This is a genomic window from Pseudarthrobacter arbutini (genome assembly GCF_054510915.1).
In genome coordinates this window covers 62,837-86,013 of sequence record NZ_JBTNDQ010000017.1, presented here as the reverse complement: position 1 = coordinate 86,013, position 23,177 = coordinate 62,837, and the positions used below count along the sequence as shown (strand labels likewise).

Here is a 23,177-nt window from a genome sequence, read left to right as displayed (position 1 = left end):
GCGCCGAATGTACCGGCCTCGATGCACTCCTACGGTGCCGAGACCGGAGAATAACGACTAGAGTCACGCCCAGCCAGGCGAACGCTGCCGCGATGACGAGGAAAACCGCCGGGATCGTGTCCATGATTAAGTTTAGATCCCAATCCGTAAGCGCACTTACTAATTTTTCCGCTTCCGACTACGGTCAGCTTCCGGCCGTGCCTAAGCCAGCCGGACGGAAGGGCGGGGCGTTCGTGTGGGTGCTTGGGCGCGCCGGTAGATGAAGTATTCGGCCACCGCCAGGCTGAGGACCCATGATGCGCCTATCACTAGGGCCCGGGTCAGTTCGTCAACCGGTCCCACCAGGAGGATCCAGGGAATGGTCACCACAACAATGGTTCCCTGGGCGATGCCGATGGCGTACGCCCGGGACATCCACTCACTGTGCCGGACGTAGTTCCGTCGCCGCACCGCGATGAATCCCAGGATGATGAACGCCACCATGGCAGACCCGAAGACCAGCCGTAGGACGAGCAGGAGCGGCCCGTCCAGGGGCGGGAGGTCATAGAAGACTGCCATCCACAAACCGGACAGGGCGGCAAGCAGGCCGGTGGGGGCAAGAATGCGTCCGGCAATTTTGTGCCAGCTTGCCCGGCCGCGCTTGCCCCGGCGAAGTGAGGGTACGAACTGAAACGCCCCCAGCACCAAGTACAAGGTGACGGTGGGGATATGGATCAGTACGGGGACGGGCGAATCGAAGAACCGCGCGTTATCCGGCGTGATCTGACCTCCCGAGAGATCGGTCAGGCGCACGGCCCCGGCGATGACCGGGACGAGGCTGAGGAAGATCAGGGCGGCGGGTACAAGCCACCGGGTCCGGGGGCTTTGACGGGAGCGGGGAATGGTTGCAGTTTTCATGAGTTTTGCTCTCTGGTCTGTGCGCTCGCGCGCCCGGGGTTGGGTCAGTCCAGGAACCCCCAGCCTTATGCGCAAATCGAAGTTTCCGAGAGTTGGCGGCCGGAATAACGGTGCCCAACAGCACCCTATTCGCACGGCGTAGGCCCAAAGTACTGCAGTGAGTTCGAAATAGCGATAAGAGGTGGAAATCCACGCGCCATCGATAATTTACGACGGCGGTGCGCGGCTTGGGCAGCACCTATCACCTTCGAGATTTATGTCCCGGTTTTCAGCTAATGCGTCAGAAATGATCCTGCGCGGCAGAGCTCCGATCAAGATCGGCTCAAGACTCAATCAACGTTGTGCGAGGTTCGTCGAAGTTTCGGTTTCCCCAGCTCCCCAAGAAATAGGCTCGGCATTTACGTGAAGTTTCAAGGAATGGGTCAGGCTAAGCACCCGGCCGTATTGGGGAAAAGAATGTCGAACGATCAGACCCTTTTCGGGTCAGCACCATCTGCTCCTGCGCCCGGACCTAATCCGCCCCGCAGGCCACGCGCTTCGACGTTCGTCGTCGGCGGCATCACAGCCCTCTTCATGATTATTGGTGCCTTCAGCGGCGGGTTCGGGGGCGCCCTGGTTGTCCTGGCCATCTCGGCAGCCATCACTGGCCTGTATGTCATGGCGACTGGACGCCGTTCCTGGGCGTGGCTCCCGGCCAAGCGGAAGGCAGGGGCCATCGCACTGGGGGTTTCCTTTGCTCTCTTCATCGGCGGTGCCGCCGCGTTGCCGCGGACGAGTGCGGATGACCTTCAGGCAGCCTCCTCAGAATGGAATGCCTCACCAGCAACCGCCACAGCGAGCGCCTCTTCCGCAGGTTCGCCGACGCCGTCGTCCGCTCCAACTGCGCAGGCGACGGGCGCCCCGCTCGATCCTGAGACGGCTTTCGCCCTGGCGAACGGCGTCAGCGCAACGGCTCCGAAGACGCAGCCGGCGTTTGCTACCAAGGCGATCGACCTGCTGGCGGCCCTTCCCGTCAAGGGCCGGGCGCCCAAGACCGGATATGACCGCGCGCTGTTCGGGCAGGCGTGGATGGACGTTGACCGCAATGGCTGCGACACCCGTAACGACATGCTCAAACGCGACCTAACAGGGATCGCGTACACCAACAGCGTGCCCTGCAAGGTTCAGTCCGGAACGCTGGCGGACCCCTACACGGGTAGCACCATCAGCTTCCTGCGGGGGAGTGCCACCAGCAGCGCCGTCCAGATCGACCACGTTGTTGCACTCAGCGACGCTTGGCAGAAAGGCGCGCAGCAGCTAACCACGGAGCAGCGGACGGCCTTCGCCAATGACCCCCTGAACCTCCAGTCCACGGACGGTCCCACCAACATGAAAAAGGGCGACGGCGACGCCGCCACGTGGTTGCCGCCGAACAAAGGCTTCCGGTGCGAATACGTGGCCCGGCAGATTTCGGTGAAGGCAACGTACAGCCTGTGGGTCACCCAGGCGGAGCACGACGCGATGGCCAGGATCCTTGCCGACTGCTCCGGCCAGCTCGCACCAACAAACGAGCAGGCGCCAGTCGCCGCGGCGCCGGCCCCTGCACCGGCGGTGGCAGCTGCTCCGGTTGCTCCTGCGCCTGCCCCGGTGGCAGTGGCGCCTGCCCCTGCTCCGGTTGCTCCCGTGTCGGTTGTGCCGGTTGTGCCGGCACCTGCACCGGCTCCTGCGGCGCCGGCCGCCACTTACTACGCCAACTGCGCGGCTGCCAAAGCAGCCGGCGCCGCGCCGATCTATGCCGGACAGGCCGGCTACCGGGCGGGGCTAGACCGCGATTCCGATGGCGTGGCTTGTGAGAGCTAGCCACGCCCAATCACTCCACCGTTTCATAAATTTTCCGAGGGGGAAAAATGAAGAAGACACTGACATTAATTGTGCTTACCGGCCTCATCCTGACTGGATGCAGTGGCAAGCAGGCTTCAGCAATTTCAAGCGCTGACGCAGTGGCTGTTGAGACTGTCACTGTTCCAGGGGTGCTGAGCCTGACCCTAGACAAAGCCACAGATCAACTGGAAGATCTCGGGTTCAAGGTCGAGGCTGCGGACACGGTCGACGGCAAGTCGATCATCATAGAGAAGAACTGGGAGGTGACGTCCCAAGACCCCACGGAAGGCGCCCAGGTGGCAAAGGGCTCCACCGTTCACCTCGGCGTCAAGAACCTTGAGAAAGCTGCGGCGGAAAAGGCCGCGGCAGATAAGGCCGCCGCCGACAAAGTGGCAGCAGAGGCGGCTGCTGCAGCAAAGGTTGTGGCGGACAAGGCTGCGGCAGATCAGGCAGCGGCGCAGGCAGCGAAGCCAGCTCCAGTAGTCCCCGCACCCGCACCTGCACCAGCCCCGGCAGTCAAGGCGCCTGCAGCCGTGTACTACGCAAACTGCACTGCGGCACGCGCAGCAGGTGCGGCGCCGATCTATGCCGGAACGCCGGGATATGGGACGCACCTCGACAGAGACCGCGACGGAATCGGGTGCGATAAGTAAGCGAATCGGACGATTAATGCCGCGGATACCTTTCCTCTGGAAGGTGTCCGCGGCTGTCGGCTGTAGGGCTGATCCAGGCCAGGGAGTGCTGAGCATGTTCAGCCGCATCACCGCGCTGGACTTCCCCGTAGCTGCACGAGTAGCCGAACTGGGGCACTTTGACATGGGCACGCCGCGGTTTGAGCCGTTTCGGGGCCGGGTCACCGTCAATGTGGCCCACGACAGCGCCCCGCTGACGGCGAACGCTGCACTCTAGGCCACGCCGCGCCAGCCGGAGTCTGAACGGGCCAGTTGCGGGCGGGACCCCACCCACAGTGTTGCGAGCAGCCACACCGTCCGCGGGATCGGCCAGGCGATGGTCAGGAAAAGGACCGGCACCAGAAAAATGCCAACGTCGGGAAACTGGCGGACGATGACGAACAGGTGGGTATCGAAGCGGGCCGGGGCGTAGACGAGGCACAGCCAGAGGGCGAACCCGTCCAAGGCGAGAGCAGCAACTCCCCACGCCAACGGAACCCAGCGCTTCCGGGGCGCGGCACGCCGCCGGAGCAGGAACCGCAGCGCCAGCCACAGGCTCAACAGCTCCGCCAGCAGCAGGGCCAGCGACACGGCCCAGCTGTAACGCTGCAGCCAGTCCTCGAAGACAACCGCGGGCACGGGAGACCGCCCGTGGAGGATCCGCAGGACGTTGGTGTCGATGGCCTTCAGCCGTGACGGGGCGGCGGTGTCATTGCCGTTGATGACCAGGGCGACGCCAAGGCCGGACTCCGGAACCATCGCCAGGTAGGTGTGGCTGTTGCCCCATTCCCCCTGATGCTCCAGGAGCAGCGGCAAGTCCTGCTCGGGGACGGGCTGTGCTGCGGGATCGACGGACTCCACGAGCGGCCGGGTGAACCACCCCATGGCGTACCCCTTGGACCCGTCCACCTGCACGAGAGGCTCGAACATCGCCGCCACGCTCTCGGGCCGGAGGATTTGGGCATCGCGGTACCGTCCGCCGTCGAGCAGTGCGATCAGCTGGTGGCCGAGGTCCTCGGCTGACGCGTAAAGCGTGGACGACGGCATTCCGGTGGTGGGTGCGGGCACGTCGGTCTGGCGCCAGAACGAGCCGAACCACAGCGAGTAGCCGGCGGCCGCATTGTCCGCGCGCGCCGCAGCCTGGGTGGGATGGCTGTGGGCCATCTGCAGCGGCCCGAAGACATGCTGCTCCAGGTACTCGCCGAAGGGCTGGCCGGAGACTGTCTGCACCAGGAGGCCCAGGATGTTGAAGTTGGCGCTGGCGTAGTGGAAGGCCTCGCCCGGTTCACCGGCCAGCGCGGAGCCGGCCAAGGCCCGAACCCCTTCTTCGAGAGCGTCCGGGCCCTGCGCGTCTGAGGCTTCGAAGGCCGTGTCCTTGGACGACATGCCGCTGGCCTGGTGGAGCAGGTGACGGACCGTGATGGCATGCGAGCGGCTGTCGTTCAGCCTGAACCAAGGCAGGTAGGTCTGCACCGGCTCATCCAGCCGCAGCCGGCCGGCCTCCACCTGCTGCATAACCGCGATGGCCGTGAGGGACTTGCTGGTGGAGGCCAGCAGCACCGGCGTCCGGGCGGTCATGGTCCGCCCGGAGTCGTCGGCCCGGCCGAATGCGGCGGAGTGCACCTGGACGCCGTCCCGGACGACGGCGATGGCTGCGCCCGGAATCCCGAGGGTGTCCAGTTGCTCCCGGAGGAAGGTGTCCAGCGCGTCGTAGGTCTGCTCGGGGCTCGCGGGTCCTGTGGCCGGCGGGCCGGCCGGTGCCGGTGCCGGTGTGGTGGCGCCGCCGAGGACCCCCACGGTCAGCAAGCACAACAGGAGACAGCGCGCTGACCAGGAAATAGCTCGCATGCCCGCACCTGCACTTCGGCTGACCGTCCCTTCACCGTATGGCCTGGCCAGGTGGAAAACAATGCATCCGTGTCTTGGCGTGGGGGAGTACGACGGCGTCGCCCGAGTTGGGCGCCGGCGGTCGCCTCACGTGCCCGGGTCGGGCGGCGGGTGGCGACCATGGCCCACCTGTATCCTGACAATGCAGGGTGAATGGTTCCAGCAGCCATCAACCAAGCTCGGTTCGCGGCCGGATGACGGTCCGGAATCTTGGGCCGTCGCCTTCCACGCCGTGGAATCACCGCCACAATCGTCAGTCGCCGATCGGCCCCCCGGACTCTTGGAATGGATCTATATCACTACCGACACGCCAGCTCCCGTGGGAATCCCGACGTCGGCCGTCAAGCCGTCGCGCACAGCTGCGGTGGATGAGCCCGCCCTCGTCACCTGGGTCGAGGCTGGTGTCAGCATGACCGCGCGATGGCGTTCGGCGAACGGCAGACCGGCGCCGGCGCGCGTCGAAGTGGTCACCGACTCCCTCACGGCCGATGAGGCGAACCGGATGGCGTCACAGGGGATCGCGATGCTCTGGCACGGTGACTTCCACAACGCGCGGCAGATCCTCAACGCCATGGACCGGCGGGTAGGCGCCGGAAAGAAGATCGCAGGAACTCCGGCCGAAAAGTTCTATCGGCATCGCCAGTCCCGCTCGCATCGTGCGCGCATTCTCGGCCTACTGCTGATTCCTCTTGATCCGGGCCCGGTGGTGCCGCTGCGCCGCGCACCGGATATCCGGGAGGCCGCCGCTGAAGCGTACGGCGATATCGGCGAATCTTCCGTTGTGTCCCTGCATGAGCTTGTCGGGGCAATTGGCGCCCACGAGTGGCGACGGAATGGCGTCTACGTCGATGCCCTGCAGGGCCGCATCCACCCGCACTATGGCACGTTCTTCCCCACCCGGAGTGAATATGTGGATCTCGTGGCCGCCGCGACGCTGCCCTCCGACACGCTGGCGTTCGACGTCGGAACCGGCACCGGGGTGCTCGCTGCCGTCCTCGCGCGCCGTGGCGTCCACCGCGTGATCGGGACGGACAATGAACCGCGGGCCATCGCCTGTGCCGGTGAGAATTTCCGGAACCTCGGTGTCCAGGACCGTGCTGAGGCCGTCCTGACCGACATGTTCCCGCCCGGACGGGCGCCGCTCGTTGTGTGCAACCCGCCGTGGATCCCGGCCACGCCGCATTCCACCCTGGACAGCGCCGTCTACGACCCCGGGAGCAGGATGCTGTTCCGCTTCCTGAACGAACTCTCCGACCATCTGGAGCCGGGCGGTGAGGGCTGGCTTGTCCTCTCCGACCTGGCCGAGCACCTTGGCCTGCGCTCGCGTGACGATCTGCTGGCCGCCATCAACGCGGCTGGGCTGAAGGTGATGGAACGGCTCGACACCAAGCCATCGCATCCGAAGGCATCGGACCGCGACGATCCTCTGTTCGAGGCGCGCACGGCCGAGGTCACGTCCCTGTGGCGGCTTGTTCCCCGGTAGTCACGCGCCCGGAACAGCCCCCTGATGAACGGGTTTCTCACTGAATTTGATTGATGTGAGGGGGCGGCGGTGCAAAAATGGTCGGAGCACCAAAATTGAGCCGACATGACCCATTGGGACAGGGCTGAACCCAGCGTTCATTCCCCACGATCGGACCTTCGACTCTTCTCGACAGCCCGACACGATTGCCGGACACCTGGGCTTCGCCATCGCGGTGAGTCCAGCGCCAAAGACGGCGCCATCCGTCGGTGGCGTGTGACCTCCATCGGAGGAACCAAAGTGTCTGTATGCCAGCTGATACGCCCCCTCAATCTGGAGGTGGGGCGGCCATGACCCAGCAACCCCTCAAGAAACGCCGTCTCCGCGTTTCAGACGTCAATGTCGTTAACCACCGGACCCTCAGGAAAGCACTCGGCGGGACCATCGTCGGCAACACGATGGAATGGTACGACGTCGGTGTGTTCGGTTATCTGATCACCACCATGGGGCCGGTGTTCCTGCCGGAAGCCGACAAAGCCGTGCAGAACCTGTTCCTGCTGGGAACCTTCGGAGCCACGTTTATCGCCCGCCCCCTGGGTGGCGTCTTTTTCGGCTGGCTTGGCGACAAGATCGGCCGCCAGAAGGTCCTGGCCATGACCTTGATGCTCATGGCTGCGGCGACGTTCGCCGTCGGTCTCCTCCCGGGGTACTCGGTGCTGGGCATCTGGGCTGCCGTGCTGCTGGTGATCACCAAGCTGGTGCAGGGCTTCTCCACCGGTGGCGAGTACGCAGGCGCCACTACGTTCGTCAGTGAGCACTCCCCGGACCACCGCCGCGGCTTCTTCGCCAGCTTCCTGGACATGGGCAGCTATCTGGGCTTTGCCATAGGTGCCGGGCTGGTGTCCTACCTCCAGCTGACCCTGGGCCCGGCCGAGATGGAGGCCTGGGGCTGGCGCATTCCGTTCCTGATCGCCGGGCCCCTCGGCATCATCGCGATCTACTTCCGGATGAAAATTGAGGAATCGCCCGCGTTCCAGGCAACCCTCGAGGCAGAGGCCGAAGTGGCCAGGCATCCCGAAACCGGTGAGGTGCTCGGCCCCATGGGCCCGGTGGGAATCTTCAAGGCCTACTGGCAGAGGATAGTGCTGGCCATGATCCTCGTGGCCGCTGCCAATACGGTGGGCTACGCCCTGACGTCCTACATGCCCACGTACCTGACCACCAACAAGGGGTACGACGAGATCAACGGGACTCTCCTGACTATCCCGGTCCTGGTGGCCATGTCCCTGTGCATCCCGCTGACCGGTCATCTCTCGGACCGGATCGGCCGTCGCCCCGTGCTGTGGATCGGTGCCATCAGCACGGTGGTTCTGTCGCTGCCCGCGTTCATTCTGATCGATATCGGAAGCATCCCGGCCACGCTCACCGGCCTTGCTCTGGTCGCCTTCCCTGTCACGTTCTACGTTGCCAATCTCGCCTCGGCGCTGCCGGCACTGTTCCCCACGGCCCACCGCTACGGGGCCATGGGCATCGCCTACAACTTCGCCGTGGCGATTTTCGGCGGCACCACCCCGTTCATTATTGCGAGCCTGATCCAGGTGACGGGCGACGACATGATGCCCGCGTACTACCTCATGGCCACCTCGGCAATCGCTGCGGTCACCATTTACTTCCTGCCGGAATCCGCCCGGAGGCACCTGCCAGGGTCGATGCCCAGCGTGGATTCGGAGAAGGCTGCCCGCGAACTGGTGGCAACCCAGGACGATAACCCCATGCTGGACATGGCCACGCTGCCCTTCGGCGCCGGCTATGAGGCCGCTAGGGCGGCGCACGCGGGACCTGAAAAGTAGCGCGGGGGAGTACGACGGCGGCGCCCGGGTTGGGCGCCGACGGTCGCCTCAGGTGTACATGAGTGAGCCGGGGGTGGTGAGCTTTTCGCCGGTTTCCAGCCAGGTCTTCAGGCCGGAGAGGATCATCGGCCAGCCGCCGTAGAGCTGGTCGTTGGCACCTTCGCGGAGCTGGTCGTGGGTGACTGTGAGGTGGCAGGAATCGCCCACCGGTTCGATCTCCCAGGTAATGCGGGAGGTGCCTTCGGCCTTCACGTCTTCGCCCCACAGGGCACGCATTGTCTGGACCAGGCGGCGCGGGGGATCGACTTCGATGTTTTCACCCTCGCCCAGGAGCGCTCCGTCGGCCTTCGGGTTGCCCATCTCGAAGCGGCTGCCCGTGGTCCAGTCCGATTTGATGCTGTTGCCGAACTGGTACTTGCTGCGGATATCGCTGTCCGTAATGGCTTCCCAGAGCCGTTCCGGAGTGGTCTTGATGTAGATTTCGAAGATCTTTTCCATGGGACTTTCCAATCTGGTTTTGAGGTCGCTGAGGGCAGCGGCCCATGGTTGTGCATATTTGCTGACCCAGCGGTCGTGGACCAGCCGGATGGGCACCGGATTGAGGAAATGGAGTTTCTCGCGGCCCCGACGGCGGGTGACCACCAGGCCGGCTTCCTCCAGTAGCTTGAGGTGCTTCATGACCCCGTAGCGGGTCATCTCGAAACGGGCTTCAAGCGCGTGCAGGGTCTGCCCGTCTTCCCGGAAGAGCTCATCGAGCAGGTCCCGGCGGGTGGGGTCGGCGAGGGCCTTGAATACGGCGTCCACGACTTAAGAATAGGTGACCATTTAGTCACATGTCAACGGGTTTGGATGCCGTTCCCACCAACACGTGACCCGGGAAATGCGTTTCAGTGGGCGCGCTCAGGTGGGACGATGAATCTGTGGATCCCTTCTTCGATTTTGTCGCCCACTACTGGTGGCTTGTCTTTCCGCTGAGCGCAGTGATGGGCGGGTGGGCCCGGCAGTGGTCCAAGGCCAGCGAACGCCGCCACCGCCGCCGGGTGGAGCTCTACAAACTCAAGAACCAGGCGGTGCAGGCCGAACAGGCCAGCCAGGCTGCGGTCCTCTCGCTGGTGGCAGCGCACGACGCCGTAAACCGGCGGTGGCTGGACTATGAGCTTGACGTGGGGAAACTCATCGATTTCCCGGTCATGACAGATGTGCGCGAACCCCTCACGGTGGCCTTCCTACGGGCCAAGCGGGAGGCCGACGGTTTGCGGCCGGCCGAGCCGGAGGAGATTTCGACGGCGGCCCGGCTGGCGGAGTACCGGGCGGCCGTGCACAGCTTCGAGCTGGCGTTCGACGTCGCGGAGCGGGAAGCCAAGCGGATCAAAGACAGCAATTTCACGGGGCCCGAACGCCAGCGGCTGGCCACGGCCAGGAAGCTGCTCAACATCGCCTCGGACAATGCCGCCACCCCGGCGGAGCGGCAGACGGCCTACAGGCGCGCCCGGCGCGAGCTGGATGGGTTGATCGTCCTGCCCGAAGCGACGCTGGCGGCCCTGGAGGAGAAGATTGCCGGCGAGCTCGACTCGCCACGCGCCTCCGAGTAGGTTCGTGACCCAAGGCAACGATGCACCAGACTTGGGGACGTGACGAACAAACCCCGTCCCGGCCTCGCGATCGCCGCGCTTAGCCTCGGCACCTCCCTGAACCCGCTGAACTCGTCCATGATCGCCGTCGCGCTGGTGGTCCTACGGGAGGATTTCGCGCTCGACGTCGCCACCGTCACCTGGGTGATCACCTCGTTCTACCTCGCGTCCGCGGCCGGACAGCCGCTGATGGGCAGGCTCGCGGACCGCTTCGGGCCCCGCCGCCTGTTCACGTTCGGGATGGCACTGGTGGCCATGACGTGCGCGCTGGCGCCGTTCGCGCCCAACTTCGCCCTGGTCTGTGTGGCCCGCGCGCTCATGGCCGTGGGGACCGCGACGGCGTACCCGTCCGCCGTCGTGATGGTCACCGAACTGAGCCGGCTGGCGAAGCTGCCGTCCACCCGCCCGCTGGGCCGGATCCAGATGGCGAACACGTCAGCGGCCGCGGTGGGACCCGTGGTCGGCGGTTTGTTGGTGAGCCTGCTGGGCTGGCAGGCGCTGTTCGCCGTCAACGTGCCGCTCGCGCTGCTGGCGCTGATTGTGGTGCATCGGGCGGCGCCGGCCGATGCCGGACGCGAAACCGGGAAGCTCTCCACCCTGATCCGCGACTCCGACATCCCCGGCATCCTGGCCTTTGTCGCCTCGCTAATGCTCGCGATGATGGCGCTGCTGAACGTGATGCCGGGATACCGCTGGTGGCTCCTGGGCGCGGCGACCTTCATTGCCGCGCTGTTCGCGTGGCGGGAGCTGCGCTTCCGCCCGCCGTTCCTGGACCTGCGGCTGCTCGGCCGGAACCGGCCGCTGCTGCTGGTGTATCTCGTGTTCGTCGTCTTCAGCGGCGTCTACTACTTCGCGTTCTTCGGCCTGCCGCAGCTGCTCCAGGAGGCGGGACACTACGACGCCGGGCTGGTGGGCTTGCTGATGCTGCCCCTGGCGGCGATGTCCGTGCTGGTCACCCCGGTGACGGTACGGCTGATTGAGCGGTTCGGTGTGCGTTCGGTGTTGATCGCCGGTGCGCTGATCCTGCTGGTTGCCTCGGCTGGCCTGGGGTCGTTGACGTTGTCCCTGTGGCCGCCTTTGGTGTTTCTGCTGACCGCGTTGATGGGTGTGCCGTACGGAGTGGTGAGCACGGCGTCGAACCAGGGCCTGTACGTGTCCGCCCAGCCGGAGGAGAGGGGAGTGGCAGCCGGCATCTTCCAGACCTGCCGCTACCTGGGGGCCATCACGGCGACAGTGCTGATCGGTGTGCTGTACGGGCCAGGCGTGAACCAGGAGAACTGGGGACTGATGGTCCTGGTGATGCTGGGGCTGGGCGCGGTGGTGCTGGGGTTGGCGGTGGCGTGGAAGCGGAAGGGCGCTTAGCTGCAGCTTCGAATAGCTGCCGCCCCCGGGCTAAACGCGGAGCGGAGGTTACGCGGGGTTGTTCGGCCGGCTGTCCGCCGCAATAGACTCGGAGCATGCCAATCTCGCGCCTTGACCTAGGTATCCACACTCAGCCGTCCGCCCTCGGGCAGTACGGGGCCGATCTGTGAGCGGCGGTCTCGTCGCCCTGCTGGACGACGTCGCAGCCCTGGCCCGCATAGCGGCCGCCTCGGTGGACGACGTCGCGGCTGGAGCCGCCAAGGCGGGGGTCAAGGCTGCCGGCGTGGTCATCGACGACGCCGCCGTCACCCCGCAGTACGTGTCCGGGGCGGACCCGTCCCGCGAACTGCCGATGATCAAGAAGATCTTCTGGGGCTCGCTCCGGAACAAGCTGCTGATCATCCTGCCGGCCCTGCTGCTCGTCAGCGCCTTCGTCCCGTGGGCCATCCCGTTCATCCTCATGCTGGGCGGCACCTATCTTTGCTACGAGGGCGCCGAGAAGGTTTGGCACAAGCTCCGCGGCCACCACACCGCGGAGGAAGATGCGCCGGCGGTTGAACGCGGTCCGGAGGCCGAGGCCAAGGTCATCAAGGGCGCCATCACCACCGACTTCATCCTCTCCTGCGAGATCATGGTTATCTCGATGAATGAGGTGGCCCAGGACTCCTTGTTGTCCCGGGCGATTATCCTGATGGTCGTTGCCCTGGTGATCACGGTGGCCGTCTATGGTGCCGTCGCACTCATTGTCAAGATGGACGACATTGGGATGCACCTGGCCGCTAAAGATTCCGCTGGCTCCAAGCGCATCGGCGAGCTGCTCGTCAAGGGGATGCCCGCCGTGCTGGCCGCGATCACCTTCGTGGGGACAATCGCCATGCTGTGGGTGGGCGGCCACATCATGCTGCAGGGAGCACACGACCTCGGCTGGCACGCGCCCTATGACCTGGTCCATATCCTCGAGCACCCCTTCGAGGGGATTGCGGTGGTGGGCGGCTTCCTTGCCTGGCTCGTCAATACGTTGTGCTCGGCCGTCGTCGGACTCGCTTGGGGCCTCGTGGTGATGGCGATCGTGCATCCGCTGCTCAACGCGCTGCCATTCGGCAAGAAGAAGGGCGGGCACGAGGAGGGCGACATCCGCGCCGAACTTGCCGGCTATCGGCCGACGAAACGTGACGAGGGCCCGGCCTCCTAGCCACCAGGCGGCCCGCTCGCGGCGCCCGGTCAATCGAACAATGCGCTCGTGCTGCTCTTGGGCTGTGAATCAGACGAAGCCGAAGAGCGGCGGGAAGATCACAACCACGATCGCGGCCCAGGCCCCGTAGACCGGCAGGTACCGCGTCTGCCAGCGCTCGAGCTGTGCAAAGGCGCGCCGCCTGCGCAGGAATCCGAGGGCGAGCCAGGCCGCCCGGACAAGGTGCACCAGCAGCAGGAGGTTCAGACCGAGGGCTGCGACCTTGTTGGGGCTGAAACCGAATTCGGCAATGCGGGTCAGCATCGCGGTCAGCATCACGGCGTCAACTGCGAGGGCCGCGACGACAAGCACTAGCTGCAGCGCATCCGGCAGCCTGGGCGGTGCGAGCGGATCGCGGGCGGAAATTGAGTAGAGCAGCAGGCACAGGACCAGCACGAGGATCGCGTCCATGAGGATAAGCAGGTCCCGGTTGACGTCGGTGAGTCCGCCGGCAGCCGCGAATACGCCCAGGAGGGTCAGCAGCATGATGACCGTCAGGGGCGTGAACACCCGGGTGAGGACGGGGGCGATGTTCTCGACGACGTTCTGCTTGGCCTCGACGAGCCACGCGGCGACGATAAGTGCCCCCGGCATGGCGAAAGGCAGGATCCATTCCGCCAGGATGGGTTCCAAGTCGACGCCGACAACCTGCAGGGCCGCGAACGTGAGCCCCACCAGGACGGCGCCGCCCAGCGCCAGGAGCGTGTAGTAGATCGCGAGCTCACCGGTGAACCGGGCGAAGTCCATTCGCCGGCTGTCGGAACGCCACCTCCCTCCGGCATACGCCACCCCGGCCAGCAGCCACAGGGCGATGGGGGCGTGCAGGATGGCGAGAAGCTCGGTGGAACCGCCGGAGGCGAAGGGGTAGACGTTGACAACGACCGCCAGCGCGGCGAAGGGGACGAGCAGCATCGCCGCCACGCGCGGCGTGAGCCGGCGGGTCCAAACGAAATAGCCGGCGAGGAACGGGAAGACCAACAATCCGAGGTTGCGCGCCTGGGCTGCGCCGTCGTCGAGCCAGGCCAGTCCGGCCTTGACCGCAATGCCCGCCCCGACGGCGAACGCGAGAACCACCGCCAGCTCGCGCCACGGTGGCGCCCCGCCGTCGTCGGAGCTTTCCGGGACGAGCACGAGCTGCTTCCAGAGCCGGTCAGAGTGCTCGCGGGCAAACTCGCGCGAGACGGCGTCCAGGTTGCCCAGGCGCTTGATCGCGACGAGGAACGCTTCCTCGTCATCGAGCCCGGTCGCTTGGCGGTCGGCGATCTGCCCGCGCAGGTGGTCCTCCAGCTCATCGATGTCGGCGGCGGAGATCGCCTGGCGGCGCTGGACATATCCGCGCCACTGTTCGATCTGGGCCTCCAGTTCCGCGTGCGGCTCCATCATGCCCATCCCGCGGCGGTGGCGGGCGGCTGCTGGGCCGTCTGCCACACCTGGCGCAGTGCCGAGGCGACGACGGACCACTGCTCCTGCCTGTCGGCGAGTGCATCCCGGCCGGCCGGCGTGATCGCGTAGTGCTTGCGCCGGCGCCCGGCCTCGGAGGTGCCCCACAACGACGAAACGTAGCCGAGCCGTTCCAGCCGGTGAAGCAGCGGATAGAGCATGCCGTCGGTCCACTGCATGCCCCCGCCCGACAGCTCACTCACGCGCTTGAGGATCGCGTAGCCGTACAGATCGCCCTCCGTCAGTATCCCCAGCACGAGCGGGGTTGCCGACGCGGCGACCAGGTCCTTATCGATGCGCATGGCACCTCCTATACCTAGAACTGTAAGGCATTGGAGCATAGCAGTTCTAGGTATAGCAAGCGGCGTCGTCAGATCGAGTTAGCGCGCGCCTGCCCGCTCCTCGATGGGCCGCGGGTTCTTCCACACCGACTCGCGCGGGCCGGGCGGGTACGCCGCCGTCTTTCCGGCCGAGGCGATCACCAGTGCGGCGATGACAGGGAGGGCCGCGGCGGCCGGGACCAGCAGCGGTCCGGCCACCACCAGGGCGGCGGAGCCGTAGAGGGCGCCGATGGTGATGCCCAGCTGGATGGTCAGGACCGTGAGCCCGTTGGCGGCGTCCTTGTTCTCGCGGCCGGCACGGAGGATGGCCGACTGGTTGTAGATGCCGATGGCACCCAGACCGGCGCCCCACACCGACATCAGCACCAGGGCGAAGGCGAGGCTGCCGCCCACAAACGGCAACAGCAGCATCGAGACGGCGATCGCCGCCGTCGTAATCAGGAGCGAACGGCGCGGGTGCGAGTCGACGGTGAGTCCGGCGATCCAGATGCCCAGCAGGCCCGAGACGCCCAGGACGGTGAGGGAGAGGGTGATGGCGTAGTCGGGCAGGCCGGCGTCGCGGATGTACGGGGCGATGTAGGTGAAGAGCGCGAAGTGGGCCAGGACCAGCAGCGGCCAGGCGATGGCCACGGGCTTCACGCCGGGCTGGGCGATGGCCGCGCGGAGGGAGGGGCGGGCCTCGCCGGCGACGTGCCGGACGGACGGCAGCAGAAAGAACCCGAGGACGGCGAGGACCAGGCTGAAGCCGGCGAGGGCCAGAAACGACGCGCGCCAGCCGAGGAAGCCGCCAAGTGCGGTGCCGATCGGGGCGCCGATGGCCAGGCCCAGGCTGTTGCCGCTGAAGACGATGGCCAGGGCCTTGCCCACCTTGGCAGCCGGGACCACACGCGCGACGTAGGGGGCCATGGTGGTCCAGAGCAGTCCGTGGGCCAGGCCGCCCACCAGCCGGGCGATCATGGCGGAGGTGAAGTCGGGCGCGAGGCCCACCATGGCGTTGCTGAGCGCGAACGTCAGCACGAGCGCCACGAGCAGGGGACGCTTTGGGACTTTGCCGAGCAGACGTGCGGCGGGCACCACAGTGACCACGATGACGGCGGCGTAGGCGGCGGCGAGGTAGCCCGCCACCGGTTCGGAGACGTTCAGGCCGGTGCTGATCTGGGGGAGCAGGCCGGAAGGAAGCAGTTCGGTGGTGATGGCGGTGAAGGCGATGGTGGCCAGGACCATCATGGCGGCCAGCGGGAAACGCTGGGACGCCGGCGCGGAAGTCGCGGAGGACATGGGGGAGTTGTTCCATTCAAGGAGGAGGGGGCTGGAACCGGGCTCTGCGGGCCGAACAATTCCTCGGTTAAATTTACCCGATTTCTACGAAGACTTAGTGCTAGCATCAGGCAGGCCAATGCTGGCCACGTCGCCGTTCGTTGCTTTTCAGGGGGAATTATGGAAGAGCGAAATCCCTGGCGCATGGGGGAAGCATGAAAAAGAGGACAGGTACCAGGGCCTGGCTTGCAGCGGCAGCCGGTACTGCCCTGCTGGTAGCGGGCTCCAGTGCCGGCGCCGCGGCGGCCGACGCTTCGACGCCGGGTACTCCCGCACGGCTCATGTCCCACCCGGCGTTGGTGTCTGCAGCCCCGACCATCACCCTCAGCGCCAGCTCGGTATACGCTGAATCCTCGGTCACGGTTTCCGGGTCCGGCTACGTCCCGGGCGACTCGTTCAACGTGTACCTGGACTTCGGCAGCTCCGGGCCAAGTGCGCTTTTGGGTTATGGTTCGGTCGCTTCGGACGGCACGCTTTCCGCGCCCGTTACCGTGCCCGCCGGTACCGCACCGGGCTCGCATTCCATCACCGTCATGGCCCCATTGTCCCCGGGGCCCACTACGGTCTCGTTCACTGTCCTCGCCACCCCTCCGAGCGCTTCGCTCTCGGCAAGCTCGGGAGTCCGTGGGTCCTGGCTCATGATTTTCGGGCGCGGCTACTCCGCGGGTGAAAACGTTACGGCACTGCTGGGCAGCATCGAGATCGGATCGGTCCGGGTTGCCGGAGACGGCACCTTCACCATCCCCACCACTGTGCCTTTCAACGCCCCGGTGGCCACGCAGGCCGTCACGTTGACAGGGGACGTCACCACCGTCCAGACGCTACCGTTCACTGTCACGCCAGCCACGGTGGCTCCCTCTTTTTCAACAGTTGATGAGTTGGCCGTGGGCGTGTATGGCACCGGGTACATCGCGGGTGAAACCGTGACCGCGACCTTCGGTCGCGACGCCGTGATGCTGAAACAAGTCACGGTGGAAAAAGACGGGAGGTTCGTTTTGAACGCCCCAGTTCCCCCCGGTGCCGCATTGGGCATGCACGTTGTGACGGTGACAGGAACGCGGACCCCGCCGAATCAACTTGAGTTCTGGCATGTCGCCGTCACGCTCTCCACTTACATCGCGGCCCCCGGCGACGCCTATACCGTGAACGGGACCGGCTACCCCCCGGGTATGACCGTAAGCGGATACTTCGACAATTACATCGCGTTCGCTCCGGCAACCGTCGCGGAGGACGGAACTTTCAATCTCGCCACCGCTGTGCCCGTTGTGGCCCCCATCGGTGCGATGAATTATCTCCTCGTGCTTTCACATGACGTACGCGCGAGACCTCTTCAACTGCCTTTCACGGTGGTGGAGGCAACCAGCACGGCCACGCCTGCCACTCCGTCTCCGCCGTCTGTTAACGGCAGCACGACGGATAGCAGCACGGCATCTGCCGCGTCGCTGCCCGTCTCTGGCGGCACTGCTGCCCGCGGCTTGAACATCCAGACCGCCGCCCAACGTGAGCCCGCATGCGCTTGGATGGTGGCCTTCAGCCTGACCGCAGGTCTCATCGGAGCGGTGCTCTTCGGCTTCTTACCGCTCCGAAAACGCAGCACACGACGTTCATGAACACAGCCCCGTCGACACTGCCGCCCGGCCGCCGCAACCCCTGGCGCTCCACGCTCCTATTTATGGCCGCGGCAACGGCGCTGCCCATCCTGGGCCTTACAGCTGCCGGCATGGCCTCCCAGCAACCCACGGTCGCGCCCCATCCGCTCACGCAGACCACAATGCAGAGCCCACTCAACGCGGCAAGTACGCCTTCATCACTGGCCATTCCACCGTCCACCCCCACCCAAACGTGGCCTCCAGCGGCCGCACCGCTGCGGCTGATCTACCCCGGCGCGGACGCGGATGTCGCCGTCCTGGCCCTGACCCCCAGTCCCCAAGACCTCGCCAGCGGGAAAGTGGAACCGCCGGAAACCAAAGACGGGTATTGGCTCACCAACTACGGCAAACCCGGGACCGGATCCACTGACACCACATACATCGTCGGCCACCGCTGGATCGGCGAAGACGCACCCTTCAACCGGATCGGCACGAACGCAAACCCCGGGGATGGCCTCACCCTCAGCACGCAAACCGGCACGCTCGACTACATCGTCACCGCCGTCGAGACCTACGACAAGGCGACATTGAACACCGCCCCAATCTGGAACCGCGTACCGGGCAGGGTCGTCCTAGTCACCTGCGACCTCGACAACCCCTGGGGAAAAAACACGGCCATCACCGCCGACCCGGCGCCCAAAAACCCCTGATAGCTGACATCATTCGTCCCCCAATAATTGCGCTCGACGTCGAGCCGGCGTCCTGGTGCATCGCCGAGAGTACCAAGCCCCAAGGCACTGCACGGTGGGACCTTGGGGACGAGCGGCCACTACTTCGTTACGTGAACTACTACTGTCTTTTCGACTGCCTGCTGTGCCCCGGCGTTGTCTATCCCTGTAACCGTCCAGTTGCTGAGCAACAGCACGGTCTTGCTGTTGCTCAGCGTTGTAGACGACTTTCTTGAAGCTAGTGAGCTTTCAAACGGACGGCCAGTTCGCGGCGCCCGGTCCGTCGAACAGCGCGCTGTTGCTGCTCTGGGGCACCACGACGTGGACGGCGTTGCGCTGGACGGTGAAGTCGGTGGGCGTGGCGGTCGCAATCTCGCCGTCGAGGTTCACCGGCAGCGGCTGGTCGGTGACCAGCCGGACACGTCTGGTGGTCAGGTGGTACACCCGGTCGTGTTTGATGAAGCTTCCGTCCTTGAGCAACCGCGCGATACTCACATGCTCCCGGAGTGGCCCCGCCAGGATCGCGTAGATGTCGAGGGTGTGGTCGTCGATCCCTGCCGTGGGGGAGACCGTGTTGCCGCCGCCGTAATGCCGGCCGTTGCCGACGGCCACCTGAAGCAGGCTGTCGAGTTCCATCGGCTCGTGGTCCCCGTCGGGGAACTCGAGACGGGCCCGGAACGCCTTGTGCCGGGCATAAGCCGTTAGCGTGGCGATGCTGTACGCCAATGGCCCGATGTACCGCTTCAGGCGGGGGCTGAGTGCTTCGGTGACAGCCACCGACAGGCCCACGGACGCGACATTGAGGAAGGGCTCACCGTTGGCCCGGCCGAGGTCGATGTCCACTACTTTCCCGTCTGCGATGGTGGCGCAGGCCTCGGCAAGCTTGTTGGGTATCTCCAGCGTGCGGGCGAAGTCGTTGGCGGTGCCCAGTGGAAGAACGCCGAGCATAACGTCGGTGCCGGCAACGCGACCGGCGGCGTAGGACACAGTCCCGTCGCCGCCGCCGACAACCACCAGGTCGTGCCCGTCCGCCAGCACCCGGTCGAGCGTCCCGGCCAGGTCTGCCCCCGACAGCACAGGGTGGACAGAGGATATCGGCACGCCTGCCTTGCGCATCGTGTCTACGGCAAGTTCGTGTGCCGCCCCGCGGCGTGATCCGGCGTTGATCACCACGGCGGCAGAGCGGGCGTCCCGGGCAGCCTTCATGTGGGACATGTTAGGTGGTGGACCTGTGCGTTTACTATGGCGCCGGCGCCAATCTACTCCATGAGCGCGGTTGAATCAGCTCCATGCCATTTCCGTTCGCCTGAGGTACTTCTCGTGGTCACCTTCGAGGCATAGGTTGAACGCGCCGTCGTTCCTACCGCCACATTTCCGTTGCCAAGGAGTCCCATGTCCACGAGACGCCCATTCACCGCTGCCGTCACCGCTGCTGTTCTTGGCGGACTCGCCGTTGGTTTCGGCGGGGTTCCGGCCGCCGCCGATCCCAAAGCCGAGCCCAAAAGGGACCACACGGTGGACCTGCGGGTTGCCACGTACAACCTGTCGCTCAACCGGGCCAGCGCCGGCGAACTCGAGGCCGATCTGAGCACTCCGGACGACCAGCAGGCGCGCACTGTTGCCGAGGTCATCCAGCGTGCGAACCCCGACGTCATCCTGCTGAATGAGTTCGACTACGTGCCCGGGATGCGTGCCGCTGATCTGTTCCGCGACAACTACCTGGCGATCGGGCAGGGCGGGGCTAATCCGGTCGACTACCCGTACGCCTACGTAGCGCCGTCGAACACCGGGATCCCCAGCGGATTCGACCTCAATAACAACGGCCAAGTCGCCGGCGGCGACGACGCCTTCGGATTCGGTGCATTCGAGGGTCAATACGGCATGGCCATCCTGTCGAAGTACCCCATCGACACGGAGAACGTGAGGACGTTCCAGAACTTCTTGTGGAAAGACATGCCAGGGGCGCTTTTGCCGGACAACGCGGCGACGCCCGAACCGGCCGACTGGTTTTCCCCGGAGGAGCTCGAGGTGGTGCGCCTGTCGAGCAAGTCGCACTGGGATGTCCCGGTGAAGGTCGGCCGCGAAACGGTGCACGTGCTCGCCTCGCACCCGACACCGCCAACCTTTGACGGTGCTGAGGACCGGAACGGTCGCCGCAACCACGATGAGATCCGGTTCTGGGCTGACTACGTCACCCCGGGCAATTCATCGTACATCGTGGACGACGAGGGTAAAAAGCGCGGGCTCCTGCCGAGCGAACCGTTCGTCATCGTCGGTGACCAGAACGCGGACCCGTTCGACGGCGACTCCGTGGATGCCGCGATCAACCAACTCCTCGATTCCAAGCAGATCATCGACCCTCAGCCAGCGTCTGATGGTGCCGTGGAGGCGGCGGCCCTGCAGGGCGGAGCCAACGCCACCCATGAAGGTGACCCTCGCTATGACACCGCTGACTTCGCCGACACCGCGCCGGGAAACCTGCGGGCTGACTACGTGTTGCCCTCACGCAGGACCACGGTGCTCGGATCCGGTGTTTTCTGGCCGACCCAGGCAGACGCTCTCTCACGGCTGACCGGCGTCTATCCGTTCCCGAGTAGCGACCACCGTCTCGTGTGGGTGGACTTGCAGGTGCGCAACTAGCCCGCCACCGCCGCCTTCGCCGCCTGCGAGGCCTCCATCCACTCGCTCAGCCACGGGGCCTGGACGCTCGATGTGATGCGGCAGTCTTGTCCGGTCCTCCGGTGCAGCGAGACGAGCACGGCGTCGCCGGTTGATCAGCTCGCCCGCTCCGGTCGCTGACTCCGCCGCGTGCTGGCCGCGCCGGAGTGGTTCAGGTTGGAAGGCCGGCCCTGACCTGGATGAGGGTGAGCTCCAACAGAGGCGTAGGGACGTTGAAGCTGCGGGCTCTGGCGGCAAGGTCGCCGAGGATGTGCTCGGCTTCCGATGGGAGCCCTGCGCTGAGGTCCCGGTACAGGGAGGAAGTGAACGCCGATCCCGGTTCAGTCAGGATACCGACCGCCTGTGCATGACCGGCGTCGGAAACGGGATGTCCTGCCGCCGCCGCCGCCGCTTCGGTTTCACTGATGGCCTCCAGGATCCTGGACCGCCCGCCGGCGTCGATGATCCGTCCAACCGGCGCCCGGAACAGGCAGTTGACGATTCCTGCGGCCGCGATGAATACCCATTTCTCCCACAGGGCGCCGGCCACGTCGTCCACTACCGAGAAGTCGACGCCGGGCACGTCCAGAGCTTCGGAAACATCCGTAGGGACAGGATTTCCGTTGAGCCCGCCCACCGTGAGGGAAGTGAGGGGCATCTGCTGGCGGACCACATCGCCCTCAAGAGTGGCGACGATCCGGGCCAGGCCGCCGAGCACCTGGCCCGGGTACAACTGCTCAAGCCGGTCCACATGGGCCATGCCGTTGAGGATGGGAATGATGCTCGTTCCAGGCCCGACGAAAGCGCCAATCTCGCCGAGTACGCCCTCGAACGCGGTGGCTTTGACCGTGACGAGGATCAGATCGAAGGCCTCTGACCCGTCCGGGGCGGTGATGGTTTTTACCGGGTGCGTCCGGTCAGCGGTGGGGGAGATGAAGCGTAACCCGTCGCGGCGAAGGACCTCCTGCTTGCGCGGACGCACCAAATAGGTGACATCCCGTCCCGCTTCCTGCAGGAGCGTACCGAACGCCCCGCCTGTGGCTCCGGCTCCGAGGACGAGTATCCGCATGGGTGCATGCCTTTCCGGGGTGGTTTTCAAGGATTAACCGGACACAGGAGCCTGGGAACAGCAGATGAGGCTTTGTATCCGATGTTCCAAGGCTAGGTTGTTTCAGCAGGACCCTTACACCCGTGGCGAACTGGGTTCGCCACCGTTCCGGGAAGGTTGCGCCCGCGCCCCGTCAGGCGGCCTGCTGAAGCTGGCTAGCCGTTGCCCGCGCCGTCTCCGGTGTCCTCCCACATGACATCCAGATTGTGGAAGATCACGGGTCCGTCGCACAGTTCCGCCATTTTGGCAGCGAACTCCGACGTTTCCGGCCGGCCGGAGTTCTCCATCGCCGACTCAAAGGATTCGAAGTCGACGATGGTGAAGTAGGTGCCCGGGTGGTCCCTGTCCGCCGTGGCAACAATCCGGCGGAACGTGGCCGGAGCGCTCCCTACGGTTCTTGAGGGACGGCCCAGTTCTTCAATCTCCTTGATACGGGAGGTCTTGAATTCGATGATCTGCACAAACCCGGCCATGACGGCTCCTTGACGGCGGTGGACGTTGATGTGCGGATCAGCATAGTCCCGGCATCGGACGGCGAACAGGGGAGAAATGCCTACTTGGGCGGCTATGTGATGCCGCGCCGAGGTAGGGATGACGTAGTCGTAGGTGCCTCGCGTAAAAACGTGAGCCTTCCCACCTTATTTTGAGTAGCTCACAATAAGTCGTAAAGTTAGATACAGGCCACCGTAGCCCTTGAGTACCGCACCGGTGAACATACCCGGGCCAGCGGGGCAAGCGACATCACGCGCAACCGCCCTCCTGCTTGAGCGGCACAAGAACCTGTATGGCACTCATCCCGAAACCCCACGGAGAACCCATGACTTTGCTGACCGAACGCCCCGAAACCTCCTCATCCACCACCGAAACCACCCTTCAGGCCGCTACCGCTAGCACTGTCCCTGACACCGCAGTGCGCGGCGGCAGCTACGTGACTCTCCCCGCCGGCAGCGTCCCCGTCGGCGTCGAGGGAAGCTATGTCACCGTCGCTGGCGGCCGAAACCTGCGCCCCGTCACCCGGGGCAGCTATGTCACAGTGGACGGCACTCCCGTTGTTGCCGCCAGCGTCATCGAGGGCAGCTACGTATCGCTTCCAACGGCGGCATAGAGCCCCCAGCGCCCTGCGTGGGATAGCACCACCGCGGGCT

General features: G+C 65.5%; 21 protein-coding genes. 12 read left to right on the top strand and 9 right to left on the bottom strand.

The genetic code is table 11. The features are described from left to right. Positions 1 to 201 precede the first annotated feature (201 nt). Entirely contained in the window at positions 202 to 897 is a 696-nt protein-coding gene (locus ACX80V_RS18130; RefSeq protein WP_485844316.1) for a DUF2306 domain-containing protein, read from the bottom strand. 456 nt (positions 898 to 1,353) lie between these two features. Between ACX80V_RS18130 and ACX80V_RS18125 the strand changes: the two genes are divergently transcribed. From ACX80V_RS18125 to ACX80V_RS18115, 3 genes are all read left to right on the top strand, one after another. Then, the gene (locus ACX80V_RS18125) at positions 1,354 to 2,736 is read left to right on the top strand and encodes a GmrSD restriction endonuclease domain-containing protein (RefSeq protein ID WP_485844315.1); all 1,383 of its coding nucleotides are present in this window, start codon (positions 1,354 to 1,356) and stop codon (positions 2,734 to 2,736) included. 140 nt (positions 2,737 to 2,876) lie between these two features. Beyond that, positions 2,877 to 3,410 (top strand): excalibur calcium-binding domain-containing protein, encoded by a 534-nt coding sequence (locus tag ACX80V_RS18120; protein ID WP_485844314.1) that lies wholly within the window; start codon positions 2,877 to 2,879, stop codon positions 3,408 to 3,410. A gap of 94 nt (positions 3,411 to 3,504) precedes the next feature. Continuing rightward, the gene (locus ACX80V_RS18115) at positions 3,505 to 3,666 is read left to right on the top strand and encodes a hypothetical protein (RefSeq protein ID WP_485844313.1); all 162 of its coding nucleotides are present in this window, start codon (positions 3,505 to 3,507) and stop codon (positions 3,664 to 3,666) included. Here the strand turns inward: ACX80V_RS18115 and ACX80V_RS18110 are convergent. Continuing rightward, positions 3,663 to 5,276 (bottom strand): serine hydrolase domain-containing protein, encoded by a 1,614-nt coding sequence (locus ACX80V_RS18110; RefSeq protein ID WP_485844312.1) that lies wholly within the window; start codon positions 5,274 to 5,276, stop codon positions 3,663 to 3,665. The two genes, ACX80V_RS18115 and ACX80V_RS18110, sit on opposite strands and share 4 nt — an antisense overlap. Before the next feature lie 358 nt (positions 5,277 to 5,634). Between ACX80V_RS18110 and ACX80V_RS18105 the strand changes: the two genes are divergently transcribed. Then, a complete protein-coding gene (locus ACX80V_RS18105) occupies positions 5,635 to 6,798 on the top strand; it encodes a methyltransferase (RefSeq protein ID WP_485844311.1) in 1,164 nt (387 codons plus the stop codon). A 329-nt stretch (positions 6,799 to 7,127) separates the two neighbouring features. After that, complete coding sequence (locus tag ACX80V_RS18100) at positions 7,128 to 8,627, top strand: MFS transporter (RefSeq protein WP_485844310.1); 1,500 nt, start codon at positions 7,128 to 7,130, stop codon at positions 8,625 to 8,627. A gap of 48 nt (positions 8,628 to 8,675) precedes the next feature. On the opposite strand, the gene ACX80V_RS18095 is transcribed toward ACX80V_RS18100, so the two are convergent. Then, positions 8,676 to 9,431 carry an ArsR/SmtB family transcription factor gene (locus ACX80V_RS18095; RefSeq protein WP_485844309.1) on the bottom strand — a complete coding sequence of 252 codons (756 nt, stop codon included), beginning with the start codon at positions 9,429 to 9,431 and terminating at the stop codon, positions 8,676 to 8,678. Positions 9,432 to 9,547: 116 nt separating this feature from the next. Between ACX80V_RS18095 and ACX80V_RS18090 the strand changes: the two genes are divergently transcribed. The 3 genes from ACX80V_RS18090 (at position 9,548) to ACX80V_RS18080 (ending at position 12,812) form a co-directional block, all read left to right on the top strand. Beyond that, positions 9,548 to 10,219, top strand: a complete 672-nt coding sequence (locus ACX80V_RS18090; RefSeq protein WP_485844355.1) for a P-loop NTPase family protein — start codon at positions 9,548 to 9,550, stop codon at positions 10,217 to 10,219. 39 nt (positions 10,220 to 10,258) lie between these two features. Beyond that, a complete protein-coding gene (locus tag ACX80V_RS18085) occupies positions 10,259 to 11,620 on the top strand; it encodes an MFS transporter (RefSeq protein ID WP_485844308.1) in 1,362 nt (453 codons plus the stop codon). A 166-nt stretch (positions 11,621 to 11,786) separates the two neighbouring features. Then, a complete protein-coding gene (locus ACX80V_RS18080; RefSeq protein ID WP_485844307.1) occupies positions 11,787 to 12,812 on the top strand; it encodes a DUF808 domain-containing protein in 1,026 nt (341 codons plus the stop codon). Positions 12,813 to 12,881: 69 nt separating this feature from the next. On the opposite strand, the gene ACX80V_RS18075 is transcribed toward ACX80V_RS18080, so the two are convergent. The 3 genes from ACX80V_RS18075 to ACX80V_RS18065 all read right to left on the bottom strand — a co-directional run bounded on the left by ACX80V_RS18075 (position 12,882) and on the right by ACX80V_RS18065 (position 15,910). Beyond that, a complete protein-coding gene (locus ACX80V_RS18075) occupies positions 12,882 to 14,234 on the bottom strand; it encodes a permease prefix domain 1-containing protein (protein ID WP_485844306.1) in 1,353 nt (450 codons plus the stop codon). Then, complete coding sequence (locus tag ACX80V_RS18070; RefSeq protein ID WP_485844305.1) at positions 14,231 to 14,593, bottom strand: PadR family transcriptional regulator; 363 nt, start codon at positions 14,591 to 14,593, stop codon at positions 14,231 to 14,233. The genes ACX80V_RS18075 and ACX80V_RS18070 overlap by 4 nt, the downstream gene beginning before the upstream one ends. A gap of 78 nt (positions 14,594 to 14,671) precedes the next feature. Beyond that, complete coding sequence (locus ACX80V_RS18065; protein ID WP_485844304.1) at positions 14,672 to 15,910, bottom strand: MFS transporter; 1,239 nt, start codon at positions 15,908 to 15,910, stop codon at positions 14,672 to 14,674. 194 nt (positions 15,911 to 16,104) lie between these two features. On the opposite strand from ACX80V_RS18065, the gene ACX80V_RS18060 reads away from it, so the two are divergent. Together ACX80V_RS18060 and ACX80V_RS18055 are read left to right on the top strand one after the other, a co-directional pair. Beyond that, positions 16,105 to 17,559, top strand: coding sequence for a hypothetical protein (locus tag ACX80V_RS18060; RefSeq protein ID WP_485844303.1), 1,455 nt, complete (start codon positions 16,105 to 16,107; stop codon positions 17,557 to 17,559). After that, positions 17,556 to 18,248, top strand: a complete 693-nt coding sequence (locus tag ACX80V_RS18055; RefSeq protein WP_485844302.1) for a class F sortase — start codon at positions 17,556 to 17,558, stop codon at positions 18,246 to 18,248. Before ACX80V_RS18060 ends, ACX80V_RS18055 begins: the two co-directional genes overlap by 4 nt. Before the next feature lie 267 nt (positions 18,249 to 18,515). On the opposite strand, the gene ACX80V_RS18050 is transcribed toward ACX80V_RS18055, so the two are convergent. After that, positions 18,516 to 19,472 carry a lipid kinase gene (locus ACX80V_RS18050; protein WP_485844301.1) on the bottom strand — a complete coding sequence of 319 codons (957 nt, stop codon included), beginning with the start codon at positions 19,470 to 19,472 and terminating at the stop codon, positions 18,516 to 18,518. Between the two features lie 186 nt (positions 19,473 to 19,658). On the opposite strand from ACX80V_RS18050, the gene ACX80V_RS18045 reads away from it, so the two are divergent. Continuing rightward, positions 19,659 to 20,906: an endonuclease/exonuclease/phosphatase family protein gene (locus tag ACX80V_RS18045; RefSeq protein ID WP_485844300.1), complete on the top strand. Its 1,248-nt coding sequence runs from the start codon at positions 19,659 to 19,661 to the stop codon at positions 20,904 to 20,906. Between the two features lie 190 nt (positions 20,907 to 21,096). Here ACX80V_RS18045 and ACX80V_RS18040 read toward each other — a convergent pair whose 3' ends face one another. Further along, entirely contained in the window at positions 21,097 to 21,993 is an 897-nt protein-coding gene (locus tag ACX80V_RS18040; RefSeq protein WP_485844299.1) for a ketopantoate reductase family protein, read from the bottom strand. Positions 21,994 to 22,187: 194 nt separating this feature from the next. Beyond that, positions 22,188 to 22,505 (bottom strand): hypothetical protein, encoded by a 318-nt coding sequence (locus ACX80V_RS18035; protein ID WP_485844298.1) that lies wholly within the window; start codon positions 22,503 to 22,505, stop codon positions 22,188 to 22,190. Positions 22,506 to 22,849: 344 nt separating this feature from the next. On the opposite strand from ACX80V_RS18035, the gene ACX80V_RS18030 reads away from it, so the two are divergent. Next, positions 22,850 to 23,137: a hypothetical protein gene (locus ACX80V_RS18030; RefSeq protein ID WP_485844297.1), complete on the top strand. Its 288-nt coding sequence runs from the start codon at positions 22,850 to 22,852 to the stop codon at positions 23,135 to 23,137. The last annotated feature ends 40 nt before the right edge of the window (positions 23,138 to 23,177 follow it).

What these genes read in the sequence shown, in the direction of transcription:
- ACX80V_RS18110 (WP_485844312.1), bottom strand. Translation starts at nt 5,276, where the DNA reads ATGCGAGCTATTTCCTGGTCAGCGCGCTGTCTCCTGTTGTGCTTGCTG.
- ACX80V_RS18055 (WP_485844302.1), top strand. Translation starts at nt 17,556, where the DNA reads ATGAACACAGCCCCGTCGACACTGCCGCCCGGCCGCCGCAACCCCTGG.
- ACX80V_RS18040 (WP_485844299.1), bottom strand. Translation starts at nt 21,993, where the DNA reads ATGCGGATACTCGTCCTCGGAGCCGGAGCCACAGGCGGGGCGTTCGGT.
- ACX80V_RS18115 (WP_485844313.1), top strand. Translation starts at nt 3,505, where the DNA reads ATGTTCAGCCGCATCACCGCGCTGGACTTCCCCGTAGCTGCACGAGTA.
- ACX80V_RS18100 (WP_485844310.1), top strand. Translation starts at nt 7,128, where the DNA reads ATGACCCAGCAACCCCTCAAGAAACGCCGTCTCCGCGTTTCAGACGTC.
- ACX80V_RS18130 (WP_485844316.1), bottom strand. Translation starts at nt 897, where the DNA reads ATGAAAACTGCAACCATTCCCCGCTCCCGTCAAAGCCCCCGGACCCGG.
- ACX80V_RS18030 (WP_485844297.1), top strand. Translation starts at nt 22,850, where the DNA reads ATGACTTTGCTGACCGAACGCCCCGAAACCTCCTCATCCACCACCGAA.
- ACX80V_RS18065 (WP_485844304.1), bottom strand. Translation starts at nt 15,910, where the DNA reads ATGTCCTCCGCGACTTCCGCGCCGGCGTCCCAGCGTTTCCCGCTGGCC.
- ACX80V_RS18125 (WP_485844315.1), top strand. Translation starts at nt 1,354, where the DNA reads ATGTCGAACGATCAGACCCTTTTCGGGTCAGCACCATCTGCTCCTGCG.
- ACX80V_RS18060 (WP_485844303.1), top strand. Translation starts at nt 16,105, where the DNA reads ATGAAAAAGAGGACAGGTACCAGGGCCTGGCTTGCAGCGGCAGCCGGT.
- ACX80V_RS18075 (WP_485844306.1), bottom strand. Translation starts at nt 14,234, where the DNA reads ATGATGGAGCCGCACGCGGAACTGGAGGCCCAGATCGAACAGTGGCGC.
- ACX80V_RS18070 (WP_485844305.1), bottom strand. Translation starts at nt 14,593, where the DNA reads ATGCGCATCGATAAGGACCTGGTCGCCGCGTCGGCAACCCCGCTCGTG.
- ACX80V_RS18050 (WP_485844301.1), bottom strand. Translation starts at nt 19,472, where the DNA reads ATGAAGGCTGCCCGGGACGCCCGCTCTGCCGCCGTGGTGATCAACGCC.
- ACX80V_RS18045 (WP_485844300.1), top strand. Translation starts at nt 19,659, where the DNA reads ATGTCCACGAGACGCCCATTCACCGCTGCCGTCACCGCTGCTGTTCTT.
- ACX80V_RS18035 (WP_485844298.1), bottom strand. Translation starts at nt 22,505, where the DNA reads ATGGCCGGGTTTGTGCAGATCATCGAATTCAAGACCTCCCGTATCAAG.